This is a genomic window from Chryseobacterium sp. JM1 (genome assembly GCF_000737715.1).
Taxonomy (GTDB): domain Bacteria; phylum Bacteroidota; class Bacteroidia; order Flavobacteriales; family Weeksellaceae; genus Chryseobacterium.
Window position 1 is genome coordinate 457,076 of sequence record NZ_JPRN01000005.1, and the last position, 21,976, is coordinate 479,051.

At 36.6% G+C, this 21,976-nt stretch carries 11 protein-coding genes; all 11 read right to left on the minus strand.

Features of this window, described 5'->3' with window-relative positions:
- Positions 1 to 121 precede the first annotated feature (121 nt).
- Positions 122 to 1,942, minus strand: coding sequence for a lanthionine synthetase LanC family protein (locus IW22_RS11730; RefSeq protein WP_034726733.1), 1,821 nt, complete (start codon positions 1,940 to 1,942; stop codon positions 122 to 124).
- Positions 1,939 to 2,829, minus strand: coding sequence for a DUF6734 family protein (locus IW22_RS11735; RefSeq protein ID WP_034726735.1), 891 nt, complete (start codon positions 2,827 to 2,829; stop codon positions 1,939 to 1,941). The genes IW22_RS11730 and IW22_RS11735 overlap by 4 nt, the downstream gene beginning before the upstream one ends.
- 11 nt (positions 2,830 to 2,840) lie before the next feature.
- The gene (locus tag IW22_RS11740) at positions 2,841 to 4,763 is read right to left on the minus strand and encodes an alpha/beta hydrolase (protein WP_034726737.1); all 1,923 of its coding nucleotides are present in this window, start codon (positions 4,761 to 4,763) and stop codon (positions 2,841 to 2,843) included.
- 71 nt (positions 4,764 to 4,834) lie between these two features.
- Positions 4,835 to 9,241, minus strand: coding sequence for a non-ribosomal peptide synthetase (locus tag IW22_RS11745; protein WP_034726739.1), 4,407 nt, complete (start codon positions 9,239 to 9,241; stop codon positions 4,835 to 4,837).
- A 12-nt stretch (positions 9,242 to 9,253) separates the two neighbouring features.
- On the minus strand, positions 9,254 to 10,870 hold the full coding sequence (locus IW22_RS11750) for a cyclic peptide export ABC transporter (RefSeq protein WP_034726740.1): 1,617 nt from the start codon (positions 10,868 to 10,870) through the stop codon (positions 9,254 to 9,256).
- 28 nt (positions 10,871 to 10,898) lie between these two features.
- Positions 10,899 to 11,597, minus strand: a complete 699-nt coding sequence (locus IW22_RS11755; protein ID WP_051891207.1) for a thioesterase II family protein — start codon at positions 11,595 to 11,597, stop codon at positions 10,899 to 10,901.
- Between the two features lie 2 nt (positions 11,598 to 11,599).
- Positions 11,600 to 12,841 (minus strand): glycosyltransferase, encoded by a 1,242-nt coding sequence (locus IW22_RS11760; RefSeq protein WP_131401727.1) that lies wholly within the window; start codon positions 12,839 to 12,841, stop codon positions 11,600 to 11,602.
- 10 nt (positions 12,842 to 12,851) lie between these two features.
- Positions 12,852 to 15,227, minus strand: a complete 2,376-nt coding sequence (locus IW22_RS11765) for a TonB-dependent receptor domain-containing protein (protein WP_034726746.1) — start codon at positions 15,225 to 15,227, stop codon at positions 12,852 to 12,854.
- Between the two features lie 7 nt (positions 15,228 to 15,234).
- The gene (locus IW22_RS11770; RefSeq protein WP_165571881.1) at positions 15,235 to 19,794 is read right to left on the minus strand and encodes a non-ribosomal peptide synthetase; all 4,560 of its coding nucleotides are present in this window, start codon (positions 19,792 to 19,794) and stop codon (positions 15,235 to 15,237) included.
- Positions 19,795 to 19,930: 136 nt separating this feature from the next.
- On the minus strand, positions 19,931 to 21,541 hold the full coding sequence (locus IW22_RS11775) for an MBL fold metallo-hydrolase (RefSeq protein ID WP_034726750.1): 1,611 nt from the start codon (positions 21,539 to 21,541) through the stop codon (positions 19,931 to 19,933).
- 17 nt (positions 21,542 to 21,558) lie between these two features.
- Positions 21,559 to 21,976, minus strand: a 418-nt coding sequence (locus IW22_RS11780) for a phosphopantetheine-binding protein (protein ID WP_228384035.1), incomplete at its 5' end; no start/stop codon positions are given.

A 21,976-nucleotide genomic window follows, 5' to 3' on the forward strand; every position in this document is an offset into this window, starting at 1 on the left:
ATATATTATTTAAAAATGCTCTAATCTAAAAGTTTACGGAAACAGGGTATAAAAATCCGGAAAATTTTATTTTCCGGATTTATTTGTAATAAACTTATTTTAATATAAGTCATATGATAACTTACAACGTAAGCTCCAGACAGCCATTATAAATAAAATTATTAATGGTTTTCACGACCAAATAATCCAGCCTCTTTATAAGATCTTCCTTGTCTTTTGAATGGGTATACTTTACGACCATATCAACTACCTCATCCGGTTGAGATAAGCAATAAAACTTGAATTCTTCATTGACTGTTCTGATTGTTTTAGGAGTACTTAAGGCTCTTAATAATGTTTCTTCAATGTTAAGAGCAGTCTCTACGGTATAATTCGTTTTGCTATCATAAGAAGGAGTAAGCACTGTTGCAAATCCTGCAGAGGGCTGTATAATATTTAAGGTCTGCTGGTACATATCATCGGACGACCAGTCCCACCTGGTGTTTATAATTTTAGCATCAGCATTCAGCCGTACAGGTAAATCTAAAACAGCATCTCCTAAATTTTCAAAACGGTCAAAAAGTGAATTTCTATGTGCTATGATGTTTGAAAATCTTTCCAGATTAGTCTGTTTCATCAGGGAACTATAAAAGAGGTTTTTACTTTCTTCGCACCATAAAAGATCTTTCAGTACTTCGGAATAAGAATTCTGTTCGATAACCGGTAAAACCTCCGTGAATATGTTGATACTCTTTCCTGTTATCGCATCTAATACCTTAGTATGAACCGCCGGAAAATTCACTTTTGTAAATTCATACAATTTAGGATACCTTTTCTTCAGTATAAAATCTTCTTTAGACGGAATCTTTAAAGATAAATGATACTCTTGCTGTGTATATTGGTTGATTGCCGCGGCTTCATTTTTTATACTGACATAAGCAGCTCCCATTTTCCCAGTCAGGAAACCCTCTTTAAAGCCTATATTTTCATTTATTGGATCTATCCCATTTTTTCCGTCAAAAAGATCCCTTACAACAGGTTTCCCTGAATGGTGGAGAGATGGAGAGAGAAGTAAAAGCAGGGTTAAATTATTTTCCAAAGCTTCAGTTTCCGTGTTGTCTGATAAGAATTTGAAAATCCTGATGTAATCTTCTTTATGAGAATTAACGCTGAGAATATGTTCTTTTTCTGCATCGGAAATACACTGATCCTGATCTAAAACAATATCTTCATTTAAATTCTGAATAAAATGTTCGATATATTTTTCAGTCTGTGCCATATAAAAACACAGGCTTTCACTTTTGGATACTGAAAATATATGCTTCAGCGCAAACCATATTCCCAAAGATCCACGCGCAAAATCGCATGAATTTTTTATATTTATTTCTTCTTTTGCGATCCATGAAATTCCTTCGGCCGTCAGGATGCTATTGTTCAGAATCTCATTCAGGTAAGTATTAATGGATTGCTCTGTTTCTTTTGATTCTTTAAGTTTAAACAAATTAAGAAGAATACATAACATCCCTGCCCTTCCGTCTAACAGATAATCTGATGTATACTTGGAATCCAGGAATTCATTTTCGGATCCTTTTATGATTTTAACAGCGTTTTCTAAAAAAACATCTTTATCGTTAACCTTATAAAGCTCCAGCAGAAAATAAGCAACCCCTCCTCTTCCAGTATACAAAGAATAGTTCGCAGTCATGGACTGGTCACAATATGCAATAAGCTCAACACTCAGCTTTTCTATTTTTTCCAGTAACTGAGGAGCATGATTTCCTTTGTACAGTTCCAATAAGAAAAGTAAGTATCCGGTGATTCCAAATTCTATATTTTCAAGATTACTGGATATCAGATATTTCCCTTTTAATGTATGCTGGTTTTTTACGGCCTGATCTTTTAAATCTGCAAAACTTAAATTTAAAATTTCATCTAAAATATCTAATTCTGGCTCTAATTTCATATCTGATAAGTTTTAAGTAGATCAATTATATTATTATAGTATTCCGGATACTCTTTTCTCACTAAGTCTTCTACCTGATGAGCGCGCAGATCTTCGCTTTTAAAGACCCCAAGCGCATGCAGGTAGGAACGCTGTTTTGAGCTTCCCAGAACATCACAAATCCCATCAAACTGACGATTAACATCCTCCAGATAATATCTTATATCCGTATTTTCTTTAGTCACTATGGAATGCAGAAGTGCCTGTTCATAGATAATATTAAAAAAGCCTACATCAATTTTGGATAAATGATCAACGTTTTTATCGATGAACTCAAAGGCTTTTTGGGTATATCTTTTGAAAAAGGGTATATCATTGCCGCCCACAATACCGTTATTTACACCATCGATTCTATTAAACGTATCATAATAATGCTTCATTTCTTCAGGTATATAGGTAAACTGAGCTTTCATATCATTATAAAAATCTGTGTACGACTGAAATCCGAATTCAACATTCTGTACCAAAATTGGAGAATCATCAAAACAATCATCAAGTTTTTTAAACACAAATACATCACCATCTGCGTGCAGAAAAGGTTCGTCCTGAATGCTGAACGCATAGATTTTCCCTAATGCCCACAGACGTTCGTGGTAATCATTGAGTCTGTCAAGACTAACCTCAACTTTTGTATAAGGCAATTTTAGTTTATTGATTAAAATATCATATCCTATTTCATCGGTCACCAGTTCTACCTGGTCATAAAATTTCCTGAACTGCAGACAACTTAATGTCCAGCTGAAATAGTTATATTTTTTATCGTTCCATCCTCCGTTATTTCTATCGTGGGGGCTTGCATTTTTCTTTTTATAACTTGGTTTAGACCAAAAACTTTGTACAATCTTCATAGCAACTCATTTTAATTAAAAAATCCCCAGTAAAAGAAGTAAAAAAGGATTAACACTAAGGAAAACAGGATTCCTACAATCACTACTTTATGCTGGTATTTGTTGATTCTGATGGACAATAGAAGCAGCATAACTACCATTACCACATGCACTTTAAGCAGGGAAAATAAGTAACTGAATTTTTCTTTTATTCCGAACGCACAGATAAAAAAGTTGCTGCCGGCTGCATCTTTCAGTGCATAAAGAAATCCGCTCATCAGAGCAACAGCCATAATACAGGATAGGATCAGCAGCGTGTAGAATATTTTATTTAAACTGCTTTCTTTTTTTCCTTTTTTAAAGAAGTGCATTGAAAAATAAACAATTCCGATCATCATGATGATGTAAGCAAGAGCCAATGGGGCCAGAGTCAACGGATCGAATGCATTTCCTACAAACATCGCCAGTTTTGCAACGCCCGGATTAATGTGAATATCGGTGACAAAATTGGTATTATAAGTGCTCATGATTTTGGACGGATTCCTCTGATAGTCATCTTTAATGAACTTATTAATAAAGCCGCTTCCTTCTTCTGTGAATGCCAGAGCGTGCCCTTCATTTTTAAATATAATCACGTCAGCCTTCAACTGTTCCGTTAATGACTGAGCGTTTGAAACCGGAGTGATGGGATCAAATTCCCCGGCTAAAATCAAGGTTGGTATTTTGGCGATTTCTGTATAGTCTAATAGATTCTGGGGCAACACTTTACGGTTCCACTGGCTATTGATCAGAAAATCTGCTCTGTAAAATGACAAGCCTCCTTTTAAGCCAGGATATTTTGCAGCCCCGGTATCGTAATACTGTGCAGAATTATAAGGTACAGCATCATTAAGGACCATACTGTAATAAGTCCCAAAATCCAATGCGGTAAATGCACCGGAAAAAGCACCCACTACGGAACTCAATGCTTCAGCATTCCTTTCGTGGAACAAAGTAATAATCACTGGCAGTACTTCTGTAAGCTGTTTGTTATATAAAGCCTGATGAATTACAATTTTAAAATCTTCACTGTTAAAAGTGAAACTTCCCTTTTCCAGTAGCTTTTCTGGAACCTTTACGGTTAAAGGTTTTTTATCCAGATCTGCTATTACTTCAAAATACGTTTTTTCAAGGTTGGGAAATTTTTTGTTGGAGACAGGGTTTTGTTTACATTTTTCAAAGAAGATGTTCAAAACCTGCATATAATGTTCATTGATTTTATTATAATATTCTGAGATATTATCAACAGGGGAATCCAGAATCATTTTATTAAAATCCTGCGGATAGGCATTGGCATACACCTGTGATATATAGGTACCGTATGAAACTCCAAGCACGTTCCAGCTGTCATAGTGCAATGCATTTTTAAGGGCATGCAGATCATTCGCCACATTGGCGCTGTTATAATTGGCCGGGTCAATGCCTTTTCTGATCAGCTCATTTTTACAGTTCATTGTAGCAAATAATCTGTTTTTTTCATCAGCGGCAGAAGATTCATTGGAAGACAGAATTTTAAATATTTCATTTCCCAGTTCCGGACATAATTTCGGCAGAGAATTTCCGACACCTCTGGCATCTACCAATATAATATCTGAGTACTCTCTCAGAGGATGGTCACGAAAATACCCAAAGGTCTGTATACCAGACTGGCCGGGACCCCCTTCTATGTACAGTAAGGGTTTTTGAGATGACTGTTTTTTCTTTTTTAAAACAGTAAATGCTATTTTTATTTTACTGGCCGGGGCGTTCCAGTTTTCAGGAACAGAGAGGTATCCCCATTCTATTGTTTTATCATCTTTAAGATTTTCAACATCGAAAAACGGTTTCGTTTTGTTAATAGTATATGCATCTTTCTGAGCAAACAGAAACGAGGATAGCATAATAAGCAGTAAAAAAATTACTTTTGAGGTCTTCATATAGAATAATTAATTTTTATTTATTTTATGTTATTTACGGGGGTAGGTTTGTTTTTTCATGATGATGAACTTTAAAAGTCAAAATCAATGTCTACCGAATTGTTGCTATAGAAAAAGTCTTTATATCCAGACTCTACATCAGATCCGAGTGCTGACAGATATTTCAGAAAATCAGCATAGGACTGCGAGAAATCTGCAATGATATGATCTTTATAGAGGCTTTTGTTATAACTGATCTCAAGATGTATTTCTTCCAGCTCACTGATGATATTTATGATCAAAGGAAATTTATTGTAAACTGTGTTCTGCGGAACCGTTTGTAAAGAAAAATCAGCGAAACCACTTATGGTTTGATAACTGAACTCCGGATTTTGGGCTACAAAGAGAATATCCACATTATTTTTCACGAAAGCATGGTCTGAGACTTCTTCATACTTTGTCACTTCTAAAAATTCTCCGGTTACTTTCTGAAGCATTTCGCTCAGCTTTTCTTCTCCAAATTCCACTCTCAGCAGTATACTTTTAATGAAAACTCCGAGAAGGGACTGTACTTGTGGTACAGATCTCCCTGAATCTACCGTGGCCATACAAATATCTGTTTTACCGGATATATTACGTAAGAACACCAGGAATGATGTGAGCATCATCAGATAAGGCGTTGTTTTCATTTCCTTTGCCAGATCTGTCAATCCTCTGCTCACTTCCTGATCCAGAGAAAGTGTAAATATCTTTCCTTCAAATGAGTCTGCAGCTGCCGGTTCTTTCTTCAAAAAAGATTCATACACATACCCTTTCGTATAATTTTTCCAGAAAACATTATTTTGTTCAAGATCTGAATTTTTATAGTACCAGTAAGCATAATCTCTAAACTGAATTTCAGGCACCAATTGTAATGCATGGGCAGAATAGTCATTATAAAGATATACCAACTGCTTTATCAACAGTCCTGTAGAGATCCCATCAAAAATAATATGATGGGTAAGGAAAAGCATTTTGTACTTCTCACCCACCTTCAGAATCATCATTTTAAGCAGCAATTCTTTTTCAAGATCAAAGCAATGGCTCTTGTAGTGATCAACCGAGTTTTTATACTCCATTTCATTTTGGGCCTCATCAATTTCCAATGCGAATTGAATGTGTTCCGAAGCTTTAATTTTCTGTTCAACCACCTCATTATTCAGCATAAAATTGGTCCTCAAAATTTCATTGGCCGATATAATATGTCTTATGGCTTTCTCCAGTAATACGATATTTACCGTTCCGGATACATCAAACTCTGTAAACATATTATACGCTGAGGAAGCTCCTTTTTTCTGACAGGCCAGCCAGATATTGCTCTGCGTAGGTGTTGCCGTGATTACCTCCTGATAGGGAGCCGGCATTATTTCAGTGTTCCCATTCTTTTCGTTGAGGATAACCTGACATAAAGAGTATACCTCCGGATTTTCAAACACTTCTTTCATGGATAAATGGGTGGAAAATTTCTTGTTTATTCTGTTAATGAGTTTGGTAACTAACATAGAATGCCCGCCCAGTTCAAAGAAGTTGTCTTCATCTTCAATATCTTTACGGCTATTGAGTACTTCTTTCCAGATATTTTTTAGCTCCTGCATCAGATGTGCATCTTCAACACCTTGATTTTTAAGCGGCTCATCAGAAGGAAGTTCCATTAATGAAAGGAGCTGTCTGTCTGTTTTTTTATTGGGTGTAAGAGGAAACTCATCTATTGTAAACATAAAATGGGGAACCATATAATAAGGAAGCTTTTTCTGAAGTTTTTCATGTATCCCGGAAACTTCAATCTGCCCATTGGTTTTCAGGTATGCTACCAGATGTTTTTCACCTTCTGTTTCTTTGACTACCACTATGGAATCTTCAATATTTTCAATGGTATTGAGGTGGTTTTCGATATCTCCCAATTCTATTCTATAGCCTTTTATTTTAACCTGATGATCGCTTCTTCCCAGGAAAATGATTTCACCATTTTCATTCCATTGCCCTACATCACCCGTCTTATAGATCAAATCTCCTTCACTGAAAGGATTTTTTACAAATTTTTCTAAGGAAAGTGCTTCATTATGGTAATATCCTTTGGCTAATCCTTTGCCGCCAATGTAGATATCTCCAAGTGTATTAACAGGTAAAAGATTGAGGTTGGCATCCAAAATATAGAAAGAAGTTTCTTTAATGGGACTTCCTATATTCTGCGGAGAGGTTCCGTATTCAATTTTTTTAGTTGAAGACCAAATGGTAGTTTCTGTAGGCCCATACATATTCCAAAGTTCCTTGCAGGATGACAATAATTCTTCTATTAAATCATTATTAATCAAATCTCCGCCACAAAGTATTTTTACTTCAGAATCGGGTTTCCAGCCTAAACTAAGCAGTCTTTTGAAAAAACTGGGAGTTGCCTGTATCATGGAGGGTTTCACTTCCGAAATTTCCTGTATGGTTGCTACGGGAACTCTCAGAGTTTTATCTCCGGCAACGTATAAAGTGGCTCCGCTCATCAGCGGTGTAAAAAACTCCAGAATAGAAATGTCAAAAGAATAAGTAGTTACAGCGTACACGATATCTTCAGGATGCACACCCGGTTTCTGACGTATGCTTTGCAGCAGGTTCAATAGGGAAGCATGCCCTATTTCAACTCCTTTGGGATTTCCCGTAGATCCGGAAGTGTAGATGATATAGGCCGTATCTTCAGGTGTAACAGCTATTTCACCGCTATCTTCAGCTGTCTTTAAGATATCCTGTAAAAACAGTTTTTGGGGACCGGTAAGATCAATAGAAATAGAGTCATCGGATATTAAAAGCCCGGCCTTACTATCCTCTAAAATATACTGTAGCCTGTTGGCCGGAAATTCAGGATCAAGCGGAATATAGGCCTTTCCGGACTTCATGATTCCCAACAGAGCACACACCATATAGGCAGACCGGTTGAGTAAAACAGCAATGGTCTTTTCATCAGGGTGCTTATTCAGAAGATAATGGGCAATCCTGGATGATATTTGATCAACCTCAGCATAAGATAACCGGAATTTTTCATCAGCTATTGCTATTTTATGGGGAAATTCTGACACTTTTTCGCTGAATATGTCGAGAAATGTTTCCCCTGTGCTTTCCATCTTGTCCGTACTGATGAATCTTTCATTAAAAGAGAAAAGGTTTTCTTTTTCTTCCTGGGACAGGAATGAAAGTTTTTTCATAGGTTCGGCTGCCAATGTCCCGATATTGACGATCAGATATTCAATATGCCGCACACATTGCTCTATGGAATAATCGTCAAAGACATCTGTATTGTAGTCGAAATCTATTTTAATGTCTTCATTATCATCAAATTCTCTTACATATATGGCCAAAGCTGCTTTTTCAGATTTATTGGTGAGAGGAATTACGGTTGTCTCTGTTCCCTCGAAGTGGTCAGCATAATTATGTTTTTCGTAAGAGAATGTAATATTGAAAAGTTTGCTTTTTTCATTGAACAGCTTCAGATCACTGATCATTTTTCCGAGAGGATATTTCTGATATCTGTAATCTGACATCAGTTGTTTTTTGGTATTCTCTATGAGCTCAAGCAAATTGTTCTGATCATTCAGTTTCATTCTTAAAGGTGAAACTCCCATAAACAGTCCTACTGTTTTTTTGAATGCTTTAGAGTTTCTGTTCAGCACCGGAATTCCGATAGCCAGATCATCACTCTGATGTATTTTTCCAAAATAAAAGAAAAACAGCCCTAAAAATCCATGAAAAGTAGAAAAATTATGCTTTTTACCGAGTTCGATAAATTGATTATAATCTTCCCTGCTAATGATCAATTCTTTTCTGTCACTGATATGAGCCCGATGATCTTTCTTATCATTCCCATTAAAAATTACCTGTGGCAGGCTTGAGAATCTTTCAGCCCAATACTGCTTATCTCTGTTGAATTCATCAGAGATCTGGTAAGCCTGATCTTGAGCAGCGAAAGCATTATATTCATAAGGATATTGGTCTTGTACAGAGCCAAAATTCAGAATATCATTGTAATTTTTAATCAGTCTCTGGAACATAAGGGATGTCCCCCATCCATCTGTGATAATGTGGTGATATACTGAAAAAAGATAATAGTGATTCCCTGCAGATTTTATGAGAACAAACCGATACAGATAATCGTCTTCCAGTACATTAAAAGGTATTAAAAATTCCTTTTGCATATAATCTTCAGCAGTACGTACAGCATCAGCTTCCTCTGAAAAATCTACCCATTCCAGAGGTCGCAGTTCTCCTTCCCTGATATATCTTCTTACTCCATTTTCATCTTCACGGAAAAAACTTCTATAGGCATCATGCTGCCTGATCATTTCATGATAAGCTTTTGTAAAGGTTTCTGTACAGATTTCACCTTTAATTTCTATTTTGGCTCCTATGTTATAGATTGGAATATCCGGATGCAGCATTTGCTCAAAAAAGATATCCAATTGGGGAAGCGTTAACTTCATAAGCGTATGATATTAAAAGTAAGCATTTTGGAAATTTTCCGGAACGTCTTCTCTGACAATTTTACCGTAATCGAATTTTAAAAGTTTATCACAGTACTGGAAATATCTGTCATCGTGGGTAACGGCAATAATGGTTTTTCCTTCTGCTTTAAGCTTAGGGATCAGTTCTTCATAAAAATATCTTCTGAAGTAAGGATCCTGATCGGCTGCCCATTCATCAAGGACCACAATCGGCTTGTCTTCCAGCAATGCGAATATCAATGCCATTCTCTTGCTTTGTCCTTTTGAAAACTGTCTTCTTGCAGATTCTTCAGAGTCGTCCTTTACTACATTTTCAAGCTTGAAGACTTCAAGTAATTTTTTATAGTTTGCATTGTCTTTCAGCTCATAATCATCGTAGTTCTGTGAAAAGAGATGATTACTTGTAAATACTGCTGAGATGAGATTCTGAATCTCTTTCTCTGAATCTATCTTCTTCCCGTCAAACAGTATATCCCCCTGATCCGGAACATACAATCCGGAAAGAACATTGATAAAGGTACTTTTCCCACTTCCGTTTCCACCTACAATAAAAATAACTTCTCCTTTATTGATTTCCAGGTTTACCGGGCCCAGTTCGAAGTTGGCATCCGCATTATCATTTTTGTAATTGAAATGAATGTTGTTAAAACTTAACTTAGAAAAATCAACCGACGGTTTTCTGGTCTGTACCTGTCCGGATTTTTCATTTTTAAAGTCTGAGTAAAACTCTTTAAGACGTTTATTGGCGACAAATAATCTGGTAATAGAGTCCTGAAGATTTACCAGTACATTGATAGGCCCTGTTATAAATAACAACACGAGAACGTAAGGAATCACGTACTCTTTTTTCAGCCATCCCATTTCAGGCAGGGCAAATAAAATAACCCCGATGATGATATACATTCCGTACTGGCTGATCAGTCCTATGGATAAAAAGGAAAAGCTGATTTTAAAATCCAGTTTATACGCTGCATTTCTGTTGGTAAAAACATAGTCTTCAAGTAATCTTTCTTTTCTTTTATCGCTGATCATTAATTCTTTAAAGCCATTCACGACATCCTGTACAAATCCGAAATAAGAGTCATTGTACTTTCTTATTTTTTCTATAGATTTTGACAGCAGATTAATGACCAGATAATACATTGCAGCGATCACAATAATGCCGGCAATGATAATAAGTGCCGAAACCACAGACAGACGAATCAGGTACCCGATGCAGAGCAATACCATGAGCAGGGAAGAAATGGCAGCGGTAATCACACTCGGCAATGAATAAAAAGTTCTGACGTCTTCCACAGCCGTAAAGAACCTCTGTGTCCCCAGTTTTTCAATTTTCACCAAAGGGGTATCCAGAATTTTCTCAAACAATGTTTTCTCCATTCCGGTAAGCATTCCGAAAGTAATTTTATTCAATTCTTTCTGGAAATATATATTCAGGAGATAGGCATAGATCACAAAGGAGAAAAAGGTGATGTATATGTAGCCGTCTATTTTAAACTTATCGGCTATACTGTTGTTGATGATATAAATGATACCAAAACTTAATAAACTGCTTATTAAGGCATACATGGATATCAGAAAAATGTGCTTGGGTTTTATTTTTAGCATGATTTAAATTTTTATGGTATGGTTAGGACTAAACGAAGCAATAATTAATAATTTTCCCTATGGTTTTACTGTGATTATGTATAAAAAAATGATTTCCTTCAACTATTGAATAATCGAAAACGGCTGTTGTAAATCTGCTCCAGTTTTCAATTTTATCAGATAAAGCTTCCTGATCTCCCATTATGGCATAAATAGAAGATTGAAGTGTGATGTCTTTTTCAAGATCCTGATCTTTTTCGATGCATTCAAAATCTGCTCTCATGATGTTGGAGAAAAAAGTAAATGCATCTTTATTTTCAATAATTTCATTGGGAACTCCTCCCAGCTCGGCGATACTTGCTTTAAAGGCATCATCGTCCAAATTATGTCTGCTAGGAATCTTATAGCCATCCAGCGGCCCCGGATTGCCGGAAACAACTAAGTAATCCGGTTTATCATTATGGTCCTCAAACAGTTGAGCAAGAGAAAGGGCCAGTATAGCTCCCATACTATGTCCGAAAATAATGAAAGGCGCTCCGTTTCTTTTACGGCTCATTTGTTCAAAAAGATCACGTATCGCTTCTTTTTTATCTTTAATTAAGGGTTCTCTGAACCGTTCTCCTCTGCCCGGCAATTCTATAGGAATAAATTCTATATCTGATACGAGTGATTTTTGCAGGAAATTATAAGAATACTTATTGCCTCCTGCAAAGTGGAGTAAAAAAAGTTGTTTTTTTGTAATACTCATTATTATTCGATTAGTTTTTTAAGTCCGTAATGTGATACCATTTGGCTGATATTTCCGGAAGCCTGTTCAAAGCTGGTCTTCATTTTTATCAGGTTCATTTTAATATCCTTATTATTTTGAATTTCATTTATCTTTGACACTATATGTTCTGCATTCAAAGAATGGGCACTTATTTTAGCCCCCAGTCCATGGGCTTCTACTCTGTCTGCATTTTCAAACTGGTCAAGACCCAGTGGAAATATAATCATGGGAGTTCCGGTCATAATGCTCTCTTTTATTCCGCCCATTCCTCCATGCAAAATGGCTATTTCTGCCTGTTTCAGGAAGGCCATCTGAGGAAGCCATTGATGTACGGCTATCTTATCCGAGCTGTAACGGGCATAGTTGTCATAGAGGTTTCCAACGGATATATACAGTACATAATTTTCCAGAAGATCGTGTTGCATGGCCTCAATAAGCGTGGTGATGATCTGCTGTGTTTTTTCTTTGTCTATTTCATCTGCCCAGGAGCCCAAAGAACAAAACATTATTTTTTTACCGGTTTCATGCTTTTCAAGCAGTTCTTTTTCCAGTGCTGAGGTATCATAATAAGCATCAAAAATATCCTGTTCCGGAATGCATGGGCCTATATACAGATCATTATCCCGCTCTACAGCATTCTCTATTAAGAAATCTTTAGATGAGGTCATCAGGTTGTGAAAATCATCAAAAACAGACAACACATCTTGTAAAGAAGTGATTTTATACCCTTGCTCAATCAGAAAATCGATGAGGATATTTACGGCTTCTACATTGATATCTTTCATCAGCATATCTGCACTCCATTCTTTTACTTTATCCGTAAATGAGTTTTTGCTGAAGTCATTTCCAATAGGAAAATGGCAGTACACCAATACTATTTTCACTTTATACCTGAGATGAAAAGTAACGGCTTCTATGGGGTTATAGGCTGTAAAAACAATGGCAGCCGGATCATGTTTTCTCATCAATTCATCAAAATCGCCTTTGATGATGGAAGAAATGACGTGTGCATTGATCTTGCCCGGCTCATGTTTAATTCCTCTGGGATAATGTTCTTCAAAGACGGTAGTATAAGAAAATGATGTTTTCGATATGCTGTCTGTGGCATCCGGAATTCCTATATAATGAACCTCATGCCCCATCTGTACAAGTTTTTCACTGATTCCCAGTGTGGGAATGATGTTTCCTTTAAAAGGATCACTATACATTAAAATTTTTTTCATATTTATTGTTTTACCTGCTTCTTTCTCTTTCTTCTTCGTTTCCAAACTGTCGCTGATCCTTGGCTACCTGATCACTTCCGAAGGTATAGCTGATGGAAAACCTAAAAAATCTATTGTTATCGTAGGATATGTATTTCTGTTCAACATTATTGATTTCCGAAGTCATTCTGCGCGGGCTGGAGTTCAAAATATCATACGCAGCGATACTCATATTCAGGCCTTTGTAAGGTGTTTTGTAGGAAACAGCAAGATCCAGGGAATTGGCTTTTGAGAAATGAAATATATTCTGATTGAAGGATGATCCGTACCAGTAATTGATATCTGCCGATAAGGTCTTTGATTTATTGATCGTCAGTGAATTATTCACCGATCCAAAAAACTCAAATCCATTTCTCAGTATCAGATTGTAGTCTGTCATTTTCATGGATTGGGAATAATTCAAAAATACCGTTGTATAGGTTTTCCACCACGAGAACGGATTCAATTCATAGGTTTCCATTAAAGAGTATCCATAACTTTTAAAATAATTATCAAAGGTTACGATCTGCTCTTTAGTCTCATCGTTCATTTTAAATAAAGTCCCGTATGCATTGGAGTTTATGTTAAAGGAAAATTTGGATGTGAGTTTTTTATAGGTATGGGTAAGTTCTATATTATCTACATAAGAGGGCTTCAGATAAGGGTTTCCCATGGAAGATATCTGGCTGTTGATAAAATACCTGGCCGGATTTAATTGTCCGTACGAAGGTCTCTGTATCCTTCTGGCATAATTAAAAATCAAATTATTATTATCATTCACCTTGTATTTGATGAATAATGACGGAAATAATTTAAGATACTTATTATAATCGGTCTGATTGGAAATAGCAGAATATCCTTTGGTTTGGGTATATTCAGATCTCAAACCAATCTGTCCTTCCCACTGATCAGAAAACTTCCGCATTCCATTGACATAGACAGCCTGAATAGCTTCATTAAATTCAAACTGATCCGACTGTGTGAGGGCGTTATTGGAAGAAAGATCGTAGTTATTCAGTAAATAATTGGTATTTGTAAATGTCAGTTTTCCTCCGTAGTTGAAATTAATCAGCTTGCCCGGGTGGTCTACATCGAACTTTACACTATAATTATTGATTTCCTGATCAGCAATGCTCTTATTGTAAAAATTAATCCCCAGATAATTATTTCCCGGATCGTATTGATTGGAGAGAATAATGTTATTCACATCTCTGTTATAGCGAAGGTAGTCTACATCAATATTTAATTTCCGGCCTAAAGTATCCAGCTTTTGATCCACATGAAGATTGAATGAGTGATTATTAACCTGACTGTGCATATCTCCCCTTCCTCTCAGATCATACAGCCTTTCATTGGAAGCGTTTCTTACGTCTGTATTGATATGGTCTGTGACAAAATCATTGTTGATTCCCCCTAAATACTGTAATCCGATTTTTGTTTTTGGGGTCACTTCATAGTCTACCAATAGTCTTCCGGAAAACTGGTTACGATTGATTTTCTGTTCTGTTGTCAGGTAGTATGGATCTGAAAAAAATATATCAGCCATCTGCTTTACAAAAGTATCGCCAAAGGTATAACCGGTATTAAGCAAGACACTTATTTTATCTTTTTGATACGTAAAGTTATTGTTGACAGACTGCAATAAATATTTAGCTTTCGAGGCATCATCTGTAAAGCTGATATTATTGTTCCACGAATTCTTTTTTGCTTTTTTAAGCACCAGGTTGACAATTCCACTGTTTCCTTCAGCTTCATACCGGGCGGAAGGGTTACTGATCACTTCCACTTCTTTAATACTTTCACTGGGAATAGATTTTAAAAAGTTTTTCAGATCATCACCACTTAAATTAATCATTCTTCCATCTACCATTACTTTTACAGCATCTCTTCCCAGCATTGAAATCTGGTCATTTTTCAGGACTAAACCGGGAACTATTTTTAAGGTTTCAAAAACATTCCCTTTGTTCATAAGACTGTTATTTTCAAGATTGACCACCGTTTTATCCAGTTTCTGAAAAACCATTTTGGTGGTAGCTGTCAGCTTCACTTCTTCTATTAATTTAGAAATGGTCAACAGTTCTATATCCTCTATTCTGGTGTCTGCATTTACCTCTATTTTTTTCTCCAGATATTTATATTCAGGACTTTTAATGGTTAATACATAGGAACCTTTTGTGAGTTCTGTCGTAAAGTTTCCAAGGTCACCGGTTGTTGTCTTTATGTTGATGTTTTTAGCCGTAAACAGAAGTTCTATATTTTTTACGGGTTCTTTTTCTTTATTTACGACCCTTCCTTCCACTTTATACTGGGCGTAGAAAATAACGGGTATCATTAAAGTTAAAACATATAATAATTTAAAATTTCTCATAGAATAATTATAACTGGTAAGCTTTTATAAAGTTTAGAAACTCTTTGATGTACTCTGGAAAATTGATTTTATCACCAGTAGCAGGATGGGTTAAATAAAGCAGGATGCCGTCTGAATATTCAAAGACTTTTAAGTTGATCCCATCAAAAGCAACGGTCTGTTCTGTAAATTCCCTGAAAGGCGCTGCCTGTATCGATTCGCTGCTGTAATTCACGTAGTTATACAGTCCGCTGATATTTTTTTCCAAATCCTTATTGGTCGTTTCTTTTAGATCCTGTCTGATGATTTCGTAAGGTATTTTCTGATCTATTCTTGTTTGTGTCATATGGATATAATTCGCCAGAATTTCTTTCACCGAAAAGCTTTCGAGGCCTGAATAAGCTGAAACAACCAGATCTATCATCATGCCCGGTATTTCTTCAGATTCTGTATCTTCCCTGTTTGTGCTCAATATTCCGTAGAAATTCTTCGCTGTATTTTTATGGTCACCCAGGATTTTCAGATAAATGGATAAAGACAATGCATTGAAAGGCAGGGATAACTGCTGAGACCATCTTTGAAGCTGTAAAAAATCTTCCCCTGCAATGCAAATTTCCTGATTCATAAAATCCTGAACGTAAACCGTTTCCTCTTCTGACGCGGTAGGATCATACAGTGGCACCTGCAGTACGTTATGCATCTGTTCTGTTCTCAATTTTCGTCCTTCGTCAGAGGCTAAAAAGCGGTTCTGGTTTTCAATAAAATCAAAATAGTGAGCCTTTGCGGTGATTTCCTGATTAGAATTAAAGTAATGCTCCAGCTCATTTTTCAGTAAGCGGCTGGTGTATTCGTCCATTAACGAATGATGTATTCCAAAAAACAAATTGGCTGAAGCAGCATCCTCATTCTCTGTTTTAACCATTAGTATTCTGATGATTTCTCCTTCCAGCAAGTCATAAGGTTGCGACAACCATTCGTTTCCGGTATGTCTTATCTCTTCTATTGATTTCGAGATTATATTTTCCGAATGAATCTTTATCCTAACTTCCTTCTCAGAAATATACCGTTGAATAATTCCTGTTTCCGTTTTTTCAAATTGTACCATCAGAAAAGGAAACTTAGAAAGGACATGCCTTAATTCATTCTCAAAATTGTTTTCCTCGAAGTGTTCAATCCTGATATCAAAATTTACCGAAGCATATTTATTTCTGAAAAAGAAACGTTGATACTCAGATAAATTGATGCTATCACCATGTCTCCATTTGGGGTTTTCACCTTTGTTTACCGTTCCATCCTGAGATGATAAAGACACTAAAGCTTTTTCTTCATCTTCATTTGAATGCCCGCTTTGTGAACTGTTCCTGATCACATATTTGCTTAATTCTTCCAAAATAGGATATTGTAAGATGTGTCCTACTTTAAGGGTATAACCACGCTGACGCAGCCTGGATACAATCTGGATCGATTTAATAGATTCTCCTCCCAAATTATAGTAATTATCCTTTATGCTTACAGGTCCCTGTTTCAGTATCTCTTCGCAAACCTCTGCCAGGACTTTCTCTTCTTCTGTTTTGGGTGCTGCATATTCGGTTTTGATCAAATCCTGTACACCTACTTCAGGAAGACTCTTTCTGTCTATCTTACCGTTACCTGTTAATGGAATACCGTCCAGCTCTACATAAAACCCAGGCACCATATACTGAGGGAGTCTGTTTTTTAAATAATACGCTAATTCCTGCTTGTCCACAGCTGAATCGCTCACATAATATACTACAAGGCTTTTATCCCCTTCATGCTCTTTTACGTCTGTGACCACGGCTTTGATGGTATCGCTATACGAAAGTACCTGGCTGTCGATCTCTCCCAGCTCCACTCTGTGCCCCCTGATCTTGATCTGCTGATCGGCTCTGCCTAAATACTCAATATTGCCATCCGGCAGCCATCTTGCCCAATCTCCGGTGCGGTACATTTTGGTCCCTTCGGCAAAAGGATTGTCTACAAATTTTTCCGCGGTAAGGTCTTCCCTGTTTACATAGCCCAGAGCTAAACCTGCTCCGGCAATATACAGCTCACCACTTACGCCTACGGGTACCAAAAGGCCGTATTCATCCAAAATGTAAATCTCAGTATTGGCGATAGGCTTACCAATGGGAAGTATATTAAACTTTGCATCTCCTTTTGCTATCTTGTAAATACTGGCACAAATACTGGTCTCTGTAGGACCATATGCGTTGTAAAAAGTTCCATACTTCAGATATTCTTTCGTCTTGCTTATTACAGCTGCCTCTCCTGCTGTGATGACCGCTTTAAGGTTTTGTATCCTTTCCATGTTCAGTAAGCTGAAAAAAGCAGGAGGTAAAGTCATCAGGTCAATATGATTGTCTGCAATGTATTCTTCAAATGCATAAGAATCTTTGCGTACAGTATCATTAAGTATATAAAGAGCTTTCCCGGACACTAAAGTCATGAATATCTCTGATATGGAGGCATCAAATGAGAATGATGCAAACTGACCGATACGGGAATATGATTCAACCTCAAAAAGCTCTATCTGGGATAAAATGGTATTCAGAATACCTGAATGTGTATTTAATACTCCCTTAGGCTCTCCGGTGGAACCGGATGTATAAATGATATAAGCCGGATCTGAACCTCCGAAATCTCTGTTCCTTCCGCTAAAACCAGTTGCCAATGATTCTGATTCAAAAAAGGATTCGGTAATAATCAGCTGTAATCCTTCACTCATTGCGGATTTTCTGGATTCGGGAAGATTTACATCAATAGGAACGTACACTGCACCCAGCTTAATAATCCCAAGGATTGAGATCATTTGTTTTTCACTGCGATCCAGCATTACTCCTACATAATCTCCTTTTTGAATTCCATTATCAGTTTGAAGTCTGTAAGCCAAAGCATCAGCCTGATTATTAAGTTCTCCATAGTTCAGTACTGTTTCTTCAAAGACCACCGCTACCGCTTCAGGATTTTTCGCCACCTGTTCTTCAAACAGAGTGATAATGGTCCTATCTGAAGAATAAGAACGTTCCGTAGCATTAAAGCAGTTTAACAATAAGTGCTTTTCTTCCGGGCTTACATATTCAATGGCAGATAATCTTTGATCCGGCATGGCAACAAGCTCTACCAGTAATGCTTTATAGTGTTTTATAAAATGATTGACCGTGTCTGAATCATAGATGTTTTTGTTATAATTTACACAGATACATAATTGTTTATTGACAACAACAAAATGCATTTCGATATCATTTTTGCAGCCGTTTCCATCGAACTCTTCTATGATATCAGGATAAATCTCCTCTGTAAAATGAATGTCCTGCTGTTCCCCGATGAATGTAACCGAAACATCAAAAATTGAATTTCTGGTCTGATCCCTTTTAAAACCAACATCTTTAAGAATTTCACTCACCGGATAGATGGAATGTTCATAGGCAGGAGCCATATTGTCTTTAATTCTCTTAAAAAGGCTATTAAAACTATCCTGAGGAGATACCTTATTCCTTAAAATTAAAATCTTTATAAAATAGCCCAGCTGTTTTTTGAATTCATTTCTTTCTCTAACCGCCATCGGGGATCCAATGGTTATATCTTCATGATGGGTATATCTGGACAATATTATGTTGGTAACGGTAAGAATGCCTACAAAAAGACTTCCTTTCTGTTTCTGCACCAACTCATTAAACAGATAAGTTTCCTGTACCGACAAGAACATTTGAGCCGTCCTGCTGTCGTAAGATCTGGCAGAAGGCTTCATCCTGTAAGTGGGTAAATGAACCGTTTCCGGTAATGGGAGTAAAATATCTTTCCAATATTCTTTATGGTCCCGGCGCTCATCCAGCTCTTTTTCATACCAGTCCACATAATCTCTATACTGAAAATCCAGGCTTTCCGTTACCGGTTCTTTTTCATGTAAATAGGTATGATAGAGTTCAAATAATTCTTGTTCAAATATTTTAACAGACCATTCATCTGAAATGATATGGTGCATCGTAAACCCCAATATACTCTGTTGTTTAGGAAGATGAATGAGATAACATTTTAAAAGCGAATCATTTTCCAGATCAAAATGAATGCTGTGATTTTCATTAATCAACTGTATTCCTTCTTCATACGTACGGGTGGTAAAATCTGCTTCTATGATTTCTCCGGCTCTTTGCTGATGAATCACCTGCTTGAGTTCCCCTGAAGGATCCAGTTTAAAATTCGTTCTTAAAATTTCATATTTACGGATCATAAAATCCAGAGCTTTTCTTAATGGCCCGATATAAAAAACCTCTTCCTTATGAATACTTGAAGATAAATTGTAGGCTAAAGAAGCAGCAGAAATCTGACATTCTGCCCAGATTTCTTTCTGAGCATAAGACGTATTGTAGTAAAAGCTTCCATCCTTATTTGTGGAAATCTTATGGGAAGTATTTCCTTTTAAAAACTGAACGATAGCCTCTTTCTGCTCTTTCAGCTGTTTTAAAAGCTGATCCGGAATATGCTCTACATAAGAAATGACTTCCAAATCATCATTATTGAGTACAACCTTAATATTATTTTCCTTTAATTTTTCGATAAAATCTTTCACATCAATAATTTTAATATTTGACAATTACGCTCCATCTATTCATCCTGTCAAGACCAATTGCTAAATGCTCTTATTCAACAAAAACTAAAAAACAGTTATCGTTTTTGAGTTTATATCGGAATTAGCAGGACCTTATTTATAAATATTCTATCGTTTTTTCTCCAAACAGTCTTTCTGCACTGATCCCTCTTGATATACATTCTTTGAGGAGTTTATTGGATTCTATAATGGCTTTGGATTCATCGGTATACTTGATGGAGCTTATAAAAACAAGCCACGGTTCCATTCCCATAGCATATACAAAAACATCTTTAGGGTTGAAAATATCAATGAAAGCTATCCCCTGATCATAATCCGAACCTGCCAAACGGCGAGAAAGATCCTTTTCTCTATCCAGTTTTTCATACATCAGCGGGCCGTATAGCCACGATAGCGGAGCACCTTCACATTCCATTCCCAGGAAGAGTACATCTACTTCTCCCACCATTTCTTTTACCTTTTCATATATTCTCGGCTCAATATTGCAGGAGTCGGCAGCAAATAAAAGTCTGATCCCGTTGTGTAAAGAAAAATGATAGCACAGTTTGCTTCTTACATCCAGGTCCGCATGTTCTCCCAGGAAAGGAAGCCCTGTAATCGTACAGTTTTCCATGTCAATACTATCCAGTTCGTTTAACTCAACCACCTGGTTAAATCCAATTTTCTTAAACATCAGTTTGAGATCCGGATCCTGCAAATTTCCCTTACTGCTGCTGGGAACAATAATGGTCTTTATTCTGTGACGGAGCTGTAGCAAAGTCTCTAAAAGAATATGATCCTGATGATTATGGGTAATTAAAACATAATCTATTTCTTCAGGAAGATCATTGATTGTATATCTGTTCACATCCGTTTCGTATCCGTCATAGCTTATGACCGGATCTACCAATATGGACATCTTTTTAGTTTCCACAAGCACACAGGCATGGCCAAAGTACCTTGTCCTTACCCCTGACCCGTCGTACTTCTTAAAATCGGCAGGTTTTTCTGTCGTGAAAAACTGTTTAAACTGTTCTTCTTTTTCAACGGGGATATTCAAAAGATTCTTAATTCTTTCATAATCTCCCGGCACTTTTTTCATCTTAAACAACTCATCAATAACCTCTGATTTAAAAGGGATATCCAGATGGATAACATGATCTTCCGGTAATCTCGGCGTGCTCAGCACAAATGATCTGGAATCATCCGCATCAATAAGCTGTAGTGTGATAGACTGGCAAGACTCGTCGTAATATTTGCTCTGATACAAAAGCGGCTCTATCAGCCTGTAGTTCACATGGTTATTAAGATCATAATACAACTCAACATAACCTTTTAAAATCTCAGGAACTTTATCATACATACTGTTTAGGGAAAAACCTTTTATCTCACTTTGTAAGATCTGATTCAGTTCTCTCAGCGCCTCATCCAGTTCTAATAAATGGGCTCTTTTCTGAAGAGTATCATCGTATAATTTTGAAATTTCGTTTACTCTGTCATTTTGATAATCCATAAACGGGCCTCCCAGCATTTTAGGGTTTTTAACGGCTATGCTGTGAGTTTTTGAATTTTTAATGTAAGAATTCATAATTCTCAAATGACGTTTCTTAATATTCATTGCTGCTGTAGCAGGGGATATAAGATGAGACCAGGCATACCAGAAATCAACTAAAGGCTCAATGACTACATTAAGTTTCAAATAACATTCATGAGTATTCGCGTTGTGCATATTTTTTTCTTTTTTTGTTAAATAATGGTTTTGAAAACTTTTTTCTCTCCGCTGTCTAAAGTATTGATCACCAATACCAATTCAGTGATTGTAGGGGCTTCCAGAAAAGTTCCTACGTTGATCAGCTTGCCCATTTTGTTTTGTATTTCACCAATTATTCTGATGACATTCATGCTGTTGCCTCCCAATTCAAAAAAGTTATCCGTAATACCGATGTTACCGATTCCCAATATTTCTTCCCAAATTTCAACCAGCTGTTTTTCCAGATCTGTTGTAGGAGCTATATATTCTTTCTTTATCAAATCGGATGAGGATATTTCAGGAAGCTTTTCTCTGTCTATTTTTCCATTATGGGTCAATGGAATATTTTCAAGTTCTACATAGAAGCTTGGGATCATATACTGCGGAAGCTTAGACTCTAAATACTGAGCTAAT

What these genes read in the sequence shown, in the direction of transcription:
- IW22_RS11730 (WP_034726733.1), bottom strand. Translation starts at nt 1,942, where the DNA reads ATGAAATTAGAGCCAGAATTAGATATTTTAGATGAAATTTTAAATTTA.
- IW22_RS11735 (WP_034726735.1), bottom strand. Translation starts at nt 2,829, where the DNA reads ATGAAGATTGTACAAAGTTTTTGGTCTAAACCAAGTTATAAAAAGAAA.
- IW22_RS11740 (WP_034726737.1), bottom strand. Translation starts at nt 4,763, where the DNA reads ATGAAGACCTCAAAAGTAATTTTTTTACTGCTTATTATGCTATCCTCG.
- IW22_RS11745 (WP_034726739.1), bottom strand. Translation starts at nt 9,241, where the DNA reads ATGAAGTTAACGCTTCCCCAATTGGATATCTTTTTTGAGCAAATGCTG.
- IW22_RS11750 (WP_034726740.1), bottom strand. Translation starts at nt 10,870, where the DNA reads ATGCTAAAAATAAAACCCAAGCACATTTTTCTGATATCCATGTATGCC.
- IW22_RS11755 (WP_051891207.1), bottom strand. Translation starts at nt 11,597, where the DNA reads ATGAGTATTACAAAAAAACAACTTTTTTTACTCCACTTTGCAGGAGGC.
- IW22_RS11760 (WP_131401727.1), bottom strand. Translation starts at nt 12,841, where the DNA reads ATGAAAAAAATTTTAATGTATAGTGATCCTTTTAAAGGAAACATCATT.
- IW22_RS11765 (WP_034726746.1), bottom strand. Translation starts at nt 15,227, where the DNA reads ATGAGAAATTTTAAATTATTATATGTTTTAACTTTAATGATACCCGTT.
- IW22_RS11775 (WP_034726750.1), bottom strand. Translation starts at nt 21,541, where the DNA reads ATGCACAACGCGAATACTCATGAATGTTATTTGAAACTTAATGTAGTC.